Source organism: Streptomyces sp. NRRL F-5123 (assembly GCF_000721495.1).
Classification (GTDB): Bacteria; Actinomycetota; Actinomycetes; order Streptomycetales; family Streptomycetaceae; genus Actinacidiphila.
Map to the genome: position 1 here is coordinate 1 of NZ_JOHY01000037.1, position 13,706 is coordinate 13,706.

Genomic DNA, 13,706 nt, shown 5'->3' on the forward strand with positions numbered 1-13,706 from the left:
CCAGCGTTCCCCGCGCCGCCCGCCCCCTCCGCCTCCCCGGCCTCCCCCGGGCGGATGCTCGCCGCCGCCCTGCTCGGCTTCTTCCTCATCACCCTCGACGCCTCCGTCGTCAACGTCGCGCTCCCGGCGATGGGGAAGGACCTGCACGGCGGACTGTCCGCGCTCCAGTGGGTCGTCGACGGCTACACCCTCGCCTTCGCCGCGCTGATGCTGTCCACCGGCGCGCTGTCGGACCGGATCGGCGCGGGCCGCGCCTTCGCCGGCGGCGTGCTGGTGTTCGCGCTGTCGTCCCTGGCCTGCGGCCTCGCGCCCGGTCTCGCCGTGCTCGTCGCGGCGCGCGTGGTGCAGGGCACGGCGGCGGCGGTGATGCTGCCCTCCTCGCTGGCGCTGGTGCGGCAGGCCTACGCGGACCCGGTCAAGCGCACCCGCGCCATCTCGGTGTGGGCGACGGGCGGTTCCACGGCGGTGGCGCTCGGCCCGGTGGTGGGCGGGGTCCTCACCACGGCCTGGGACTGGCGGTCCATCTTCTACGTCAACCTGCCCTTCGCCGCCGTGACCCTGGTGCTGGCCCGCGGCGCCCGCGGCGAACGCCGTCCGGCGCCGCTCGACGTGCCCGGCCAGGTCACCGCGGTGCTGGCGCTCAGCGCGCTCACCTTCGCGGTGATCGAGGGCGGGGTGGCCGGCTGGGTCGCGGCGGGCGCGGCGGTCGCCGCGGGCGCGGCCTTCGTGCTGGCCGAGACCCGGCACCCGCACCCCGTCGTCCCGCTGGGCCTCTTCCGGGGCGCCGCCTTCTCCGCGTCGGTGGCGGCGGGCGCGGCGCTCAGCGTGGGCTTCTTCGGCATGTTCTTCGTGCTGGGGCTGTACTTCCAGCAGGTACGCGGCGAGTCGGCGCTCACGGCGGGCCTGATGTTCCTGCCGATGACGCTGCTCATCTCGACGGTGAACGTCCTCTCGGGCCGTGTCACCAACCGGTTCGGGCCCCGGCTGCCGATGGTCGCCGGCCAACTCGTCATGGTGGCGGGCCTGCTGGCGCTGCTGCCGGTGGGACGGCACACCCCGCCGCTCGCGGTGGCGTTCCTGATGGTCCCGCTGGGCGTGGGGGGCGCCCTGGCCGTACCGGCGCTCACCACGTCGGTGATGGGCGCGGTGCCCGCCGAGCGCGCGGGGCTGGCCGCGGGTGTACTGAACGCCGCCCGGCAGGTCGCGGGGGCGCTGAGCGTCGCGCTCTTCGGCTCGCTGGTGGCCGGCTCGCACTTCCTGCCCGGCCTGCGGGCGAGCCTGCTGGTGGCCGCGGGCCTGGTGCTGGCCGCCGCCGCGGGGGCGGCGGTGGCGCTGCGCCCGCGCGACTGACGCCGCCCGCCCGGTGGTTCACCCGGCGGCGGGCTCCCGTGCGGTGCCGCGCTCATGGGCGTCGAGCAGCTCGTCCCAGTGCTCGGCGGCCCACGCGCACGCGGCGGCGAGCGGCTCCAGCAGGCTGCGGCCGAGCGGCGTCAGCGCGTAGTCCACGCCCTGCCGCGGGTCGGCGTGCACCGTGCGGGAGACGAAACCGTCCCGCTCCAGGCCCCGCAGCGACTGCGTGAGCACCTTGGGGGTGACGCGGCGCAGCGGGACGCGCAGTTCGGAGAAGCGGCGCGGGCCGTCCTCCAGGCAGGCGAGCACCAGGGGCGCCCATTTGTCGCCGAAGCGGAAGGGGAGCAACGAGGACGGGCACACCTCGTCGAACAGGTCGGCGGGCAGCGGCGGTCGGCGGGGCGTCATGGGCTCTCTCCTCCGGTCTTGCGGTTCGGGGCTCGGCGGTGCGGTGGCACGGGCCCGGTGCGGTGGTGCAGGGCCCGCCGGGTCGTGCGGGGCCCCGCCCGGCGGTACGGGCCCGGCCCGGCGGTACCCGGGAGGTAACCGCCCCCGCGGCTACGTTTCCCGGGCGGCGCACAGTCGCGCATCACCGCATCACCTCAAGCCACGCCACCAGCAGGAGGTATTCCGCCGATGGGCACCTACGTCATCTTCGGGGCCGGCGGCCGGGCCGGCCGGGAGGCCGTCGCCGAGGCGCGCCGCCGGGGCCACCACGTCACGGCGGTGGTCCGCGACCCCTCCCGCCACGCGGCGCTTGCCGCCGAGGGCGTACGGCTCGCCGCCGGGGACGTCACCGACCCGGCGGCCGTCGCCGCGCTCGCGGCCGGGCACGACGCCGCGGTCAACACCGCGGCCGTGTACGGCGAGGGCACCGACCCCGCGGCCTTCTTCCCCGCCGCCGCCCGGGCGCTGGCCGCGGGCCTGGCCGAGGCCGGCGTGCCCCGGCTGGTCACGGTGGGCCTGTCCGCCGTGCTCCCCGGCCAGGACGGCAGCAGCCAGCTGGACTCCCCCGCGTTCCCCGACGAGTTCCGCCCGTTCTGCACGGCCCACGCGGCGGGCCTGGACACCCTCCGTGCCGAAGCGGGGGCCCTGGACTGGCTCTACCTCGCGCCCGCGGGCGACTTCGTCCACGACGCCCCCGAACCCACCGGCCGCTACGAGCCCCGCCCCCACATCGACCCGGCCGCCCGCATCACCTACCGCGACTTCGCCCTGGCCCTCCTCGACGAGGCCGCGGACCCCCGCCACCACCGCACCCACCTCGCGGTGACCTGAGCGGCCCGAGCGGCCCGCTGTCGGTGGCCGCCCGTACGGTCTGCCCATGACGGATCACGCGTGGGCGGGTGTACGGGAGCGGGTCGCGGCGGCGGGCGGCGGCCCGGGCGGCGGCGAGGTGTTCGGGGCGCGGTGGCACGGGTGGGTCCTTGAGGACCCGCTCACCGAGCGCGAGGTCGCCGAGCTGGAGGCGCAGACGGGCGTACGGCTCCCGGAGGACTACCGCTCCTTCCTGCTGCACGTCGGCGCGGGCGGCGCCGGGCCCGCGTACGGCCTCTTCCCGGTCCGGCGGGTGCAGGGCCGATGGCGCTGGGAGGGGGACGGCGCGGACCTGGCCGACCTGTCGGCGCTCGCCGTGCCCTTCCCGGAGCGGGGCCCGGACCCGGAGACCGTCGCCGCCCTGCTCGCCGAGCGCCCCGAGGAGGAGGACTTCGCGGAGATCGAGGACTTCGACGACGCCTTCGAGGCGTGGGACGAGCGCTGGGAGGCCGTCATGTACGCGCCCGAGCGCACCGCGGGCGCCGTCACGATCTGCCACCTGGGCTGCGCCCGCCGCGAGTGGCTGGTCCTCACCGGGCCGCACCGCGGGACGGTGTGGTCCGACGACCGGGTGGACGACGTCGATCTCGCCCCGCTCCTCGACGGCGGCGGCGCTCCCCTCACCTTCGCCCGCTGGTACGCCGGCTGGCTGGAGCAGGCCGAGCAGGCCGCGGCCGCCGGGCCGCCCGCCCGGGGCGGCACGGCCCACGGTCGCAGCTAGTGCTGTGACCGGGAGGGTTCACCGGCTTGCGACGCCCGGCACGGCACCTCGCTGCGTTGCCGCATCGACCGAGCAGGCCCACTACGAGGCCGACCCGGCGCCCTGCGACGCACCGCACCGGACGCCGCAAGCTACCGGCAAACCCTCCCGGTCACAGCACTAGAGCAGCAGCTTGAAGCCCTCGTGGCTCGCCTCGAAGCCGAGGGAGAGGTAGAAGCGGTGGGCCGCGTCACGGGACTTGTTGCTGGTCAGCTGGGCCAGCGCGCAGCCCTGTGCGCGGGCGCGGTCCAGGGTGCGGCGGACGAGGTCGCGGCCGAGGCCCGAGCCGCGCAGGTCGGCGCGGATGCGGACGGCCTCGATGAGGGCGCGCTCGGCGCCGCCCTTGCCGAGGCCGGGGATGCGGGTGACCTGGAGGCAGCCGACGGCCTCGCCCGCGGCGTCCACGAGCACCAGGATCTCGTTGCGCGGGTCCGTCTCGACCGCGGCGAAGGCCCGCTCGTAGGCGTCGGTGACCTCGACGGTCGCCGGGTCGACCACGCCGTCCTCCCCCGCGAGGAGGGCGAGGACGGCGGGCAGGTCGGCGCGGGTCGCGGGGCGGAGGTCGTGCCGGTACGGGCCGGGTTCGGGCGTCGTGCTCATGCGTCCGATCCAACCAGGCCCGGTCCGCGCCCACGGACCCGGCCCGTACGGCGGGAGAGCACCGCCGGGCGGGCCTTTCCGGGGCGCGGGCAATCGCACCGGCAACCACCCGGCGTGCCGCCCGGCCCGGCCCGCCCGTCCGTGCGGCGCGGCGTTCAGCCGCGCTTGCCGTCCACCCGGCGGGGGATGCCCAGCGGGTTGCCGTCCTGCAGCTCCGGGGGCAGCAGGGCCGGCGGAGTGTCCTGGTAGGCCACCGGGCGCAGCCAGCGCTCGATGGCGGTCGCGCCCACCGAGGTGGAGGTGGAGGTCGTCGCGGGGTAGGGCCCGCCGTGGTGCTGGGCGGCGGTCACGGCGACACCGGTCGGCCAGCCGTTGACCAGGACGCGGCCCGCGAGAGTGCTGAGCCGGGCCAGCAGTCCGGCGGCGGCCCCGTTCTGCCCGGCGGCCTCGGCGACGCCGAGGTGGGCGGTCGCGGTGAGGTTGCCCGGCAGCCGGTCGAGCACGGCGGCCAGCTCGTCCGCGGAGCCGTACCGTACGACGACGGTCAGCGGCCCGAAGCACTCCTCCAGCAGCACGTCGTACGCGCCCTCCGCGGCCAGCTCGGCGGCGGCGACGGTCAGAAAGCCGGGCCGTACGCCCAGCTCGCCGTCCTCCGCGGGCGCGACCGGCGCGGTCACGGCGGGCAGCGCGGCGCGGGCGGCGGCGCCGGCCAGGAAGTTGGTGCGCATCCGGCCGTCGAGCAGCACGCCGGCGGCGGCCCCGCCCGCGGCGCCGGTGAGCGCGGCCACCAGCCGGTCGCCGTCGTCCCCGGCGGGGGCCAGGACGAGGCCGGGCTTGGTGCAGAACTGGCCGACGCCGAGCGTGAAGGACCCGGCGAGGCCGGTGCCGATCTGCTCGGCCCGCTCGGCCGCGGCGGACTCGGTGACGACGACGGGGTTGAGGCTGCCCAGCTCGCCGTGGAAGGGGATGGGGCGCGGCCGGGCGGCCGCCGCGTCGTACAGCGCACGCCCGCCGGGCACCGAGCCGGTGAAGCCCGCGGCGGCGACGAGCGGGTGGCGGACCAGCTCGACCCCGGCGGCGAAGCCGTGCACGAGGACGACGGTGTCGGCGGGCAGCCCGACGGATACGGCCGCGCCGCGCAGCAGTTCGGCGCACAGCGCGGAGGTCGCGGGGTGGTCGGGGTGGGCCTTGACGACGACGGGGCAGCCCGCGGCGAGCGCGCTCGCGGTGTCGCCGCCGGGCACGGAGAAGGCGAGCGGGAAGTTGCTGGCCGCGTAGACGGCGACGACGCCGAGCGGGATCTTCATCCGGCGCAGGTCGGGCCGCGGGATGGGCTTGGCGTCCGGGTCGGGGGTGTCGATGATCACGTCGAGGTACGCGCCCTCGTCGACGACGTCCGCGAACGTCCGCAGCTGGAAGGCGGTACGGGCGAGTTCGCCGGTGAGGCGGGGCACGCCGAGCGCGGTCTCGGCGTCGGCGGCGGCGACGACCCGCTCGCCCGCCTCCTCCAGCGCCCCGGCGGCGGCGCGCAGCAGCCGGGAGCGTACGCTTCGGTCGGCGAGCGCCGGGATCGCGGCGGCGGCGGCGCGTACGGCGGCGTCCACGTCCTCGGCCGTGGCCTCGACGGCGACCTGCTCGCGCTGCTTCCCGCTCCGGGGGTCGACGCTCCAGACTGGTACTGCCACCGGAATAACCTCCACATTTCCGTACTGCACGACGCTGCTGCACCAGGACGTTGTTCTATATACTGAACGACGTCTTTAGATGTGAACCTGCAAGGGGAGCCTACGTCCGCGGCTCCCGGCCGAACAAGAGGGGTCGAGCGCATGGCTGCTGCCGAGGGAGCCGGTTCCCAGGTCAAGTCCGCGGTCCGCACGGTGGAGCTGCTGGAGTTCTTCGCGGGACGGCCCGGCATGCACAGCCTCGCCGCCGTGCAGGAGTCGGTCGGCTACCCGAAGTCCAGCCTCTACATGCTGCTGCGCACCCTCGTCGACCTGGGCTGGATCGAGACCGACGCGACAGGCACGCGGTACGGCATCGGCGTGCGCGCGCTGCTGGTCGGCACGTCCTACATCGACGGCGACGAGGTCGTGGCCGCCGCCCGGCCCACCCTGGACCGGCTGTCGGACGACACCAGCGAGACCATCCACATGGCCCGCCTCGACGGCACCAGCGTGGTCTACCTCGCCACCCGGCAGTCCCAGCACTACCTGCGGCCCTTCACCCGGGTCGGCCGCCGGCTGCCGGCGCACTCCACCTCGCTCGGCAAGGCGCTGCTCGCGACGTACACCGACGAGCAGGTGCGCAAGCTGCTGCCGGAGACCCTGGAGCCGCTCACCGAGCACACCCACACCGACCGCGAGAAGCTCATCGAGGAGCTGGCGGTCATCCGCGAGCAGGGCTTCGCGGTGGACCGCGAGGAGAACACGCTCGGGCTGCGCTGCTTCGGCATCGCGGTGCCCTACCGCACCCCCGCGCGGGACGCGGTCAGCTGCTCGGTGCCGGTGGCGCGGCTCACGGCCGGGCACGAGCAGATGATCAAGGACGCGCTGTTCGACGCGCGCGACCGGCTGCTGCTGGCGACCCGCCGCCTCTGACGGCCCGCCCTCCGGGGGCGGGCGCCTCGAACCCCGCTCGTCAGCGGTGCCCCCTTCGTGGGAACGGGACGGAACCCCAGGACATGGCCCGGCCGGGGGGTCGTAGGGTCGTGAACATGGGGATCATTACGAACGGGAACGACAGCAGCACCTCGGGCCGTGACAGCGGCGCCCCGGCGGGCGACGCGGAGACGCAGGAGTGGGTCGCCCGGCGCGCCTCGTCCTTCGGCGCGGTCGCCACCGACTACGACGAGCACCGCCCGGGCTACCCGTCCGAGGCGGTGGCGTGGGCCCTCGCGCCCGTGTCGGCCCGGCGCGGCGGCGGCCCCCTGGACGTGCTGGACCTCGCGGCGGGCACCGGCAAGCTGACGCGCGAGGCGCTCGCGCTCGGCCACCGGGTCACGGCGGTGGAGCCGGACGCGGGGATGCTGGACGCGCTGCGCGAGCGGCTGCCGCAGGCCACGGCGCTGTCCGGCGCGGCGGAGCGGATACCGCTGGCGGACGCTTCGGTGGACGCGGTGGTCGTGGGCCAGGCCATCCACTGGTTCGACCAGGAGCGCGCACTGCCCGAGATCGCCCGGGTGCTGCGGCCCGGCGGGGTGCTGGCGACGCTGTCCAACGCCGACGACGACCGGGTCGGCTGGATCGCGGGCCTGGGCGAGATCTCGCCGAGCCAGGTGTCCTTCCTCGGCTGGGAGAACAAGCCGCGCCGCGCCATTGAACCGCACCCCGCCTTCTCCGCGCCGGTGGAGGCCGACTTCCCGCACGTGATGGTCCGCACCGCCGAGACGCTGACCGCGACGGCCGCGACCCATTCGCATCTGCTGGTGATGGAGCCCGCACAGCGGGCGGCGGCCACCGCCCGCATCCTGGACTACCTCAAGTCCCGCCCGGAGACGGCCTCGGGCGAGTTCGAGCTGCACCTGGTGACCCGGGTCCAGCGCTGCGAGCACGCGGCGGGCTGACACCGGGCGCCGGGGCTCCCGCCGAGGCTCCCTCGCGGCCCCCGGGCTGCCGGTGGCACAGTCCTCCGGCAGCACCCCGCGTACGCTCCATCACAGCACGCTCACCAGCAGTTACCGCCGGGAATCGGTGATTCCCAACCTCTGCCCAGAGCCTCTTCCCGCTGCTACGCTCTCGCCGCGCCGTGGCGGGGAGTTCCGGGCAGGAAGAGGTGACCGTGGGCACTGCCGTCGACGACGATTCCGTCGCGTTCCACGCGTTCTTCGAACGGCATTACGCCGAACTCGCCCGGCTGGCACACCTGTTGACGGGCGAGGCGGACGCTGCCGACGATCTCGCGGCGGACGCACTGGTGGCCCTGTGGCGCCGCTGGGACCGGGTCAAGGCGACCGAGCACCCGGTGGCGTACGCGCGCGGCGTGGTGGCCAACCTCGCCCGCTCCCGGATCCGCAGCGCGGTACGCGAGCGGCGCCGGGTGGCGCTCTTCTGGTCGCAGCGCACCGAGCGCACCGAAGGACCCGACCTCCCGGCCGTGCTGGACCTGCGCGAAGCGCTGCAGCGGCTGCCGTTCCGCAAGCGGGCGTGCGTGGTGCTCCGGCACGCGTTCGACCTGTCGGAGCGGGACACGGCCGACGCGCTGGGCATCTCGGTGGGCACCGTCAAGAGCCAGACGTCCCGCGGTATCGCGGAGCTGGAAAGGCTGCTGCAACCCCGGACACCCGATACCGGTACGGTGCAGGGACCGGGTGCGGCGGCCGCGAGCGGCGGTGCGGGCCCGGATCGACTGCCGCGCACCGGACGGCCGGACACCCCGGTCGGCGCGGCGGGCGGCTCCCCCGGCGACATGGGCCCGGGGACACAACTGCTGGGTGCGGCGGGTCATGTGGCTCGTGCTCGTACTCGTACGGGACGGGGACTGTGATGACCGATCTGCCGGAGCGGCTGCGGGAGGCCGCGCACGCCCACCGGCCCGACAGGGAACGCATGCTCGCCCGCGTCGAGCACGCGATGACCGCGGACGGCACCGGGAGCGGCGCGCCGGATTCCGCCGCCCGCGGCCACGACCGGCCGGTGGCGGCGCCGTGGATGCGGGTCACCGCGGTGACCGCGGCCGTGGCGGGCGCGATCGGCATCGGCGGCCTCGCGGTGGGCGCCGTGACCGGCACGAACCAGCCCGGCCACTCCTCGGTGACGTCGGACAGCGCCGACCCCGCGCCGCCCTCCCCGATCGCCTCGGGCAGCACGGGCGGCGGCGAGCGCCGGGTGCCCGTGCAGCGGCACTCCACCACGCCCTCCGCGCACCGAAAGTCGCCCGGGCCGCGCAACACCGCGGGCCGCGGCACGACCACCCCGCCGCTCCAGGCCGCGCCGCCGAGCGTCCCGGGCTCGCCCCCGCATTCCTCCGGTCCGTCGTCCGCGGGCACCGGCCTGCCGCAGGGCAGCGGGCCGCTCCAGTCCGACGGCGTGCTCGGCTCGAACAGCGACGCGTACTGGACGGAGAGCGACGTGCGGCTGACGTCGCAGAAGCCGATCACCTCGCTGACGGTGGAGCTGCGGATCGCCCGGGTCAACGGCGAGACGTACTCGGCCTCGTGGACCGACGCGACGCAGGTGAGCGTCAAGGTGACGACCGAGGCGGACTACATCGTCTACCGCTGGACGCTGGCCGCCGGGCAGACGCTCCCGGCCGACACCTACAGCTTCGCCGGGCAGTTCACCCACGACCCGGGGCAGGGCGGCACGGACGGCGACCGCTACACCGCCACCGCCGGGTACGCCACGGGCGGTTCGGTGACCGTCGGCGGCGGTTTCTGACCCGCTGCCGCGGCCGACAGCGGGCGTTCCAGGGGGATTTGTCACCTGAGACGGCAGTTGCGCAGGGGCCTGGACGGCACAAGGCCGACGCGGGGAAATCTGCCGGAAATATTTTGTCGATCCGCGGCAACCTCCCGCGCCCCGGCGGCAACTGGGGGGTGCACGGCCCAGCACGCTTCCCCCTCAGGAGAAGCTCCGGGGCGCGGCGGTACCCCCATGATCGCCGCTCCCCGGCATCCCCCGCCCTGCACGCGATCAACCCGTGTGCAGGGCGGCGCGGGCCGCCGCCAGATCCGCCCGGCTCGCCAACCCCGCGTGGTAGAGCCGCAGTTCGGTGGCACCCAGCTCGGCGGCGTGCGCAGCGTCGGCGGCGAGCGTGCCGGGGCTGCCGCCCATGCCGGAGACCACCGTGAAGTTGGCGGCCACCACCGTGTCCGGCCCGGCGTGCGCGGCGACGGGCGCGAGCACCGCCTCCCGCCCCGCGGCACCGGCCGGGCCGCCCGGACAGGGCAGCACGAGGCCGTCCACCTGGGCGAGGATGCGCCCGACGTCCACCCCGGCGTTGGCGCCGCAGCGGTACGGCACCGGGTCGGCGTGCATGAGCACCCGGAAGCCGGGCCCGGCGGCGGCGCGTACCGCGGCCACGGCCTGCTCCTGGAGCGAACCGGCGGTCCGGGTACGCCACTTGAGCGTCAACTCGGTCCACCGCGGGCCGAGCAGCGCCTCGATGCCCGCGTTCCCTTCCGCCTCGCCGCTCCACACGGGCCCGAGCGCGGCCCGCACGCCCGCGGCGAGTTCGTCCGGGTCGGCGCCGAGCCCGGCGTAACCGGCGCGGCAGGAGGGGCAGAAGCACAGCGACATCAGGTACTGCCCGGCGTCGCCGAGCGGCACCCCGCCGATCTTGTCGTGGGCGTGCAGATGCGCGAGCCCGTACCAGCCGAGCGACTCCAGCTCGGTGCCCGCGGCTCCCGGGCGCACGGCGGCCTCGGCGGCGAGGTCGAGCAGGTAGCCGCGGACGGCGGGCCGGGCGATGCAGGGCGCCCACGGGTAGCGGTCGCCGTAGGCGTTGACGACGGAGGTGTCCGGATACTCGGCGCCCAGCCGGGAGTTGTGCGCGAGCACGACCCAGGTGTGCACGTCGAGGCCCGCCGCGCGCAGCGCCTCCGCGGCGCTCCCCCACGCGTCGCCGGGCGCCCACGCGCCCGCCGGGTAGGGCCGCAGCTCCCGGCCCTGCCAGCGGCGCTCGTCGACCGGGTAGAGCACGGCGGCGTGCTCGGCGGTGACGACGCGGTGCCGCGGGTGGCGCGGGGTGAGCGCCCGGGTGGAGTGGTAGGCGGCGGCCAGGGTCACCTGGGCGACGCCGAGATCCGCGATGCGCTCGGCGGCGGCCGGGTCGCCGTTGACGTCCCAGGGGTAGACGAAGGCGGAGGCGCGCATGTCAGCGCCCCCCGAGCAGCGCGGTGCCGCGCTCGACGAGTTCGGCCAGTTCCTCGACGTGTGCGGGCGGGGGCTCGCTCAGCGGCGGCCGGACCCCGCCGACGTCCAGGCCGCGCAGCCGCACCCCGGCCTTGACCAGCGAGACGGCGTAACCGCGGCCCTTGCTGCGGAGGTTGACCAGCGGACGGTAGAAGCCGTCGATGAGCTTGTCCACGGTGGCGTCGTCACCGGTGGTGAGGGCGCGGTGGAAGGCGAGCGCGATCTCCGGCGAGAAGGCGAAGACGGCCGAGGAGTAGAGGGTGACGCCGATGCCGCGGTAGGCCAGGCCGGTGAGTTCGGCGGTGGGCAGGCCGTTGAAGTAGCGGAAGCCGTCGCCGGGCAGTTCGGTGCGCACCGCGCTGATGATGCGCTGCATCAGGTCGAGGTCGCCGTGGCCGTCCTTGAGGCCGATGATGTTGGGCACCTTGGCCAGCTCGACGACCGTACCGGGGGTGAAGACGGCGTTGTCGCGCTGGTAGACGATGACGTCCAGGCTGGTGGCGGCGGCGAGCGCGGCGTAGTGCCGCAGCAGGCCCTCCTGGTCCGCGACGACCAGGTACGGCGGCATGGCCAGCAGCCCGTCGGCGCCCGCCCGTTCGGCCAGGGCGGCGTATTCGGCGGCCAGCGCGGTGCCGTACCCGGCGCCCGCGAGCACCGGGACGCGCCCGCCGGCCGCCTCGACCGCGGCGGCCACGCACGCGCCGAACTCCGCCGGGGTGAGGGCGTGGAACTCGCCGGTGCCGCAGCAGGCGAAGACGGCCGCCGCACCGGCGTCCACCCCTGCGCGCACATGGGCCCGGAAGACGTCGAGGTCCAGGGCGCCGTCCGGACCGAAGGCCGTCACGGGGAAGAACAGCAGGCCGTCGAGACGCTCGGCGAGTGAGGGTGCGGTCATCGGGTCCCCCTGAAGGTCCGGGTCGTGCGCTCATCTGATTCACGTCCATATTCGTGAACGCTGCCACGCTAAGCGAGCATCCGTACGCGGGTCAAGCCGACGGGCGCAGGTCAGACGGGTGGGTCGGGCATGATCGATGTCCATATACATGAACCACGGCCATGGATATACTCGCGTGCACCGCCCCCAGGCCCCAGCGGCCGGTGAGACCGAGGAGAGACCCGACATGCCCGCTCCCCGCACCATTCTGCTCACCGGCGCCGCCGGCGGCCTCGGCACCCTGATGCGCGGCCTGCTCCCCTCCTACGGCTACGAGCTGCGGCTCCTGGACATGCTCCCGATCGAGGGCGAACCCGACGCGATCACCGCCGACCTCGCCGACACCGAGGCGCTGCGCGAGGCGGTCCGCGGCGTCGACGCGATCGTGCACCTCGCGGGCATCTCGCTGGAGTCCACCTTCGACAAGATCCTCAAGGCCAACATCGAGGGCACCTACAACCTCTACGAGGCCGCGCGCGCCGAGGGCGTCCGGCGGATCGTCTTCGCCTCCAGCAACCACGCGGTCGGCTACACCCCCCGCCCGCAGGGCGACGACCCGCTCATCCCGCTGGACACCCCGCGCCGCCCCGACACCTTCTACGGCCTGTCCAAGTGCTTCGGCGAGGACCTGGCGCAGCTCTACGCCGACCGGCACGGCACGCAGACCGTCTCCATCCGCATCGGCTCCTGCTTCCCCGCACCCACCACGGTGCGGATGCTCTCGGTGTGGATGAGCCCCGCCGACTGCGCCCGCCTGCTGCACGCCGCTCTCACCGCCGACGTGACCGGCCACACCGTCGTCTACGGCAGCTCCGCCAACACCCGCCTGTGGTGGGACCTCGCCCCCGCCCGCGCCCTCGGCTACGAGCCGCAGGACGACTCCGAGGTCTTCGCCGCGAAGCTCGTCGCCGAGCAGGGCGAGCTGAACCCGGACGACCCCGCGCACGCCAACCTGGGCGGCGCCTTCTGCACCGAGCCGCCCATCTGGCCGTACTGACGGCCTAGTAGTCGCCGCCCTCGGCGGGCGAGGAGACGCCGACGACGCCCTCCATCTCGGACAGGTCCGTCACCAGCAGCGGGACGTCCCCCGAGCCCTCGATCGACAGCTCCACCTCCGCGGCGCCCCCGGCGGCGGCCCGTCCGTCCTCCCGGTCGGCCCACGGCGCCCGGTTGACGTGCACCTCCACGACCCGGAAGCCGGCCCGCGTGCACCGCTCCAGGACGCGGGCCAGCACGCCGGTGCCGACCTGGTAGGAGATCCGCAGATCCGACTGCCCGGGGCCGGCGACCGCCGGGATGCGCGCGGTGACCAGCGGGAAGACCCGCACCACCAGGAAGTGCCCGGCGGTCGCCGCGACCGCGAGCAGCACCAGGCCGCCGCCGCAGGCCATGCCGATGGCGGCGGTCAGCCAGATCGTCGCCGCGGTCGTCAGCCCCCGCACGGCGTCCCGCCGTACGAAGATCAGCCCGCCGCCGATGAAGCCGATCCCGCTGACGACCTGCGCCGCCACCCGCGACGGGTCCAGCGTCACGCCCTCGTGGCCGAGCACCGTACCGAAGCCGTGCTGCGAGACCTCCATGAAGAGGGCGGCCCCGACGCCGACCAGGGTGTGCGTACGCAGCCCCGCGCTCTTCTGCTGGACCGCCCGCTCCAGCCCGATCAGCGTGGAGAGCACGAGCGCCAGCCCCAACTCCCCGAGCTGCCGCGCCCCCTGCCCGCCGCCCGGGTCCCACACGACGGACGCCACCGGTTGCCAAGTGTGCATCGGTCCACGCTACTGCGCGGCCCGCGGCGGCGGCCGCCGGTAAACGGGTGTCGCGGGGCGCGCGTCCCGGCGATCATGGAGCCCGCCCCCCGACCACGACCGACAGGAATCCCGTGCCCGTACCCGTC

Annotated in this window: 13 protein-coding genes and 1 pseudogene; 8 read left to right on the forward strand and 6 right to left on the reverse strand. The window is 75.4% G+C overall.

All coding sequences use genetic code 11. The features are described from left to right. Positions 1-1,350, forward strand: a 1,350-nt coding sequence (locus tag IH54_RS0125310) for an MFS transporter (RefSeq protein ID WP_043182216.1), incomplete at its 5' end; no start/stop codon positions are given. Between the two features lie 18 nt (positions 1,351-1,368). On the opposite strand, the gene IH54_RS0125315 is transcribed toward IH54_RS0125310, so the two are convergent. Continuing rightward, on the reverse strand, positions 1,369-1,758 hold the full coding sequence (locus IH54_RS0125315; RefSeq protein ID WP_031520883.1) for a winged helix-turn-helix transcriptional regulator: 390 nt from the start codon (positions 1,756-1,758) through the stop codon (positions 1,369-1,371). A 228-nt stretch (positions 1,759-1,986) separates the two neighbouring features. Here IH54_RS0125315 and IH54_RS0125320 point away from each other — a divergent pair, with 228 nt between their 5' ends. After that, positions 1,987-2,628 (forward strand): NAD(P)-dependent oxidoreductase, encoded by a 642-nt coding sequence (locus IH54_RS0125320; protein ID WP_031520886.1) that lies wholly within the window; start codon positions 1,987-1,989, stop codon positions 2,626-2,628. Between the two features lie 46 nt (positions 2,629-2,674). Continuing rightward, positions 2,675-3,388 (forward strand): SMI1/KNR4 family protein, encoded by a 714-nt coding sequence (locus IH54_RS0125325; RefSeq protein WP_052397855.1) that lies wholly within the window; start codon positions 2,675-2,677, stop codon positions 3,386-3,388. Positions 3,389-3,547: 159 nt separating this feature from the next. Here IH54_RS0125325 and IH54_RS0125330 read toward each other — a convergent pair whose 3' ends face one another. Both IH54_RS0125330 and IH54_RS0125335 read right to left on the reverse strand, forming a co-directional pair. Next, positions 3,548-4,027, reverse strand: coding sequence for a GNAT family N-acetyltransferase (locus IH54_RS0125330; protein WP_052397856.1), 480 nt, complete (start codon positions 4,025-4,027; stop codon positions 3,548-3,550). Positions 4,028-4,182: 155 nt separating this feature from the next. Then, a complete protein-coding gene (locus IH54_RS0125335; RefSeq protein ID WP_031520892.1) occupies positions 4,183-5,712 on the reverse strand; it encodes an aldehyde dehydrogenase (NADP(+)) in 1,530 nt (509 codons plus the stop codon). 141 nt (positions 5,713-5,853) lie between these two features. Here IH54_RS0125335 and IH54_RS0125340 point away from each other — a divergent pair, with 141 nt between their 5' ends. The 4 genes and pseudogenes from IH54_RS0125340 (at position 5,854) to IH54_RS0125355 (ending at position 9,402) form a co-directional block, all read left to right on the forward strand. Then, on the forward strand, positions 5,854-6,624 hold the full coding sequence (locus IH54_RS0125340; protein WP_031520894.1) for an IclR family transcriptional regulator: 771 nt from the start codon (positions 5,854-5,856) through the stop codon (positions 6,622-6,624). Between the two features lie 116 nt (positions 6,625-6,740). Further along, complete coding sequence (locus tag IH54_RS0125345) at positions 6,741-7,589, forward strand: class I SAM-dependent methyltransferase (protein ID WP_078862522.1); 849 nt, start codon at positions 6,741-6,743, stop codon at positions 7,587-7,589. A gap of 215 nt (positions 7,590-7,804) precedes the next feature. Then, positions 7,805-8,371: pseudogene (locus tag IH54_RS0125350) on the forward strand (SigE family RNA polymerase sigma factor); the annotation flags it as partial. A gap of 137 nt (positions 8,372-8,508) precedes the next feature. After that, positions 8,509-9,402, forward strand: a complete 894-nt coding sequence (locus IH54_RS0125355; RefSeq protein WP_031520900.1) for a hypothetical protein — start codon at positions 8,509-8,511, stop codon at positions 9,400-9,402. A gap of 255 nt (positions 9,403-9,657) precedes the next feature. Here the strand turns inward: IH54_RS0125355 and IH54_RS0125360 are convergent, their stop codons facing one another. Further along, positions 9,658-10,839 (reverse strand): hypothetical protein, encoded by a 1,182-nt coding sequence (locus IH54_RS0125360; RefSeq protein ID WP_031520902.1) that lies wholly within the window; start codon positions 10,837-10,839, stop codon positions 9,658-9,660. Position 10,840: 1 nt separating this feature from the next. Beyond that, positions 10,841-11,773 carry a 5-dehydro-4-deoxyglucarate dehydratase gene (locus IH54_RS0125365; protein ID WP_031520905.1) on the reverse strand — a complete coding sequence of 311 codons (933 nt, stop codon included), beginning with the start codon at positions 11,771-11,773 and terminating at the stop codon, positions 10,841-10,843. Between the two features lie 226 nt (positions 11,774-11,999). Here IH54_RS0125365 and IH54_RS0125370 point away from each other — a divergent pair, with 226 nt between their 5' ends. Beyond that, on the forward strand, positions 12,000-12,809 hold the full coding sequence (locus tag IH54_RS0125370) for an NAD-dependent epimerase/dehydratase family protein (RefSeq protein WP_031520907.1): 810 nt from the start codon (positions 12,000-12,002) through the stop codon (positions 12,807-12,809). A 4-nt stretch (positions 12,810-12,813) separates the two neighbouring features. Here the strand turns inward: IH54_RS0125370 and IH54_RS0125375 are convergent, their stop codons facing one another. Continuing rightward, a complete protein-coding gene (locus IH54_RS0125375) occupies positions 12,814-13,578 on the reverse strand; it encodes an MgtC/SapB family protein (RefSeq protein ID WP_031520909.1) in 765 nt (254 codons plus the stop codon). Between the last annotated feature and the right edge of the window lie 128 nt (positions 13,579-13,706).